Annotated in this window: 1 protein-coding gene; it reads right to left on the bottom strand. The window is 34.9% G+C overall.

Features of this window, described 5'->3' with window-relative positions; translation table 11 throughout:
• Positions 1-213: 213 nt before the first annotated feature.
• Complete coding sequence (locus tag GMD5S_RS0210095) at positions 214-1,026, bottom strand: replication initiation protein (protein ID WP_000254441.1); 813 nt, start codon at positions 1,024-1,026, stop codon at positions 214-216.
• Positions 1,027-1,177 lie beyond the last annotated feature (151 nt).

The raw sequence follows: 1,177 nt of genomic DNA, 5'->3' as shown, positions 1-1,177 counted from the left end.
TCCTATTTCGTTGTAAATCAAGCAATATCAAGGAGTTACAACAACATTTTTTACAAAATATGTTTCTCATCCTAGAAAATAATTAACCACCTCAGCGCAATATTGCTATAAAGCTAGTAGCACCAATGAGTTAACGAACTCTTTTTCAATCTCTATCTTTCTCAAAGAAAAAAGGCTGCATACGCAAGCCTCAATTTTTAATATAAGTTCAAATTACAAAAAATCATAGATGTCTGTCTGATGTGATGCTTTCTCTGCCTCTATGATTACATCTGCAGTGGTTGGCATCCGTCTATCCCTAATTACCATCTCATACCCGATAACTTTTCGTCCTTTTTTTACAGTTGTTAAATCTATATCAGCGTTGAATTTCATTTCTAATTCTTCGCATGCCACCATTAGAGCGTTCCTCTTAAACAAACCTGCAGGCCATGACTTCTCTTCACCCAAGAACCAATCTTGCCACTCCTCTAAACTTCCCTTAATGGTTGTATATTCTCGATTTCCTAAGCGATATGCTTCCCAAAGTTTCATCAAGATCAAAGAATACTTTGATTTCACATTTCCTAACTCATCCAAATGGAAAGAGTAGTAGTTTCTTTTCAACTCAAAAACTAAAGGTCCAGCATCTTCAGAGAATTTGAACTCTACAAGGCCATCCTCGATAAATCTTATTCTGCTGAAAAGTTGAGTCATGATTATTGAACGTCTACCGTCAGGCAATGTTTCAGGGATATATAGGGCTGTATTCTCGTTAAGTCTCGAAAAAGCTTCTGCAATCCGTCTATAATTCTGACCGTTTTTAGTTAATCCAAAGTGCTTCATAATGTCAAGGCTATGAACCGTAAAGACATCACCGACTCTACTATCTTTCGTTACAGATGAAAAACAGTAGTCTAAAACCTTGTGTTCAAAAGCTTTTAAATTACCAAAAGCTTTGGCCAAGTCATTCGCCTGGACAACTAAATAATTTTGACGAGAAGCTAGTTCTTCATAGATTTTACTGGATTTTCTATTTGATACCATCTTGTTTACCTTTTACTATGTTTCCTATTATGCTATATTCTATCAATTTTTAATTTTATAGTCAATAATGGGGTACAAAATAGTCAATAATGGGGTACAAAATAGTCAATAATGGGGTACAAAATAGTCAATAATGGGGTACAAAATAGTC

The sequence above is a fragment of the Streptococcus sp. GMD5S genome (assembly GCF_000298715.2).
Lineage (GTDB): Bacteria > Bacillota > Bacilli > Lactobacillales > Streptococcaceae > Streptococcus.
The sequence above is the reverse complement of the archived record's forward strand: the minus strand, read 5'-3'. Positions and strand labels throughout refer to the sequence as shown.

What these genes read in the sequence shown, in the direction of transcription:
- GMD5S_RS0210095 (WP_000254441.1), bottom strand. Translation starts at nt 1,026, where the DNA reads ATGGTATCAAATAGAAAATCCAGTAAAATCTATGAAGAACTAGCTTCT.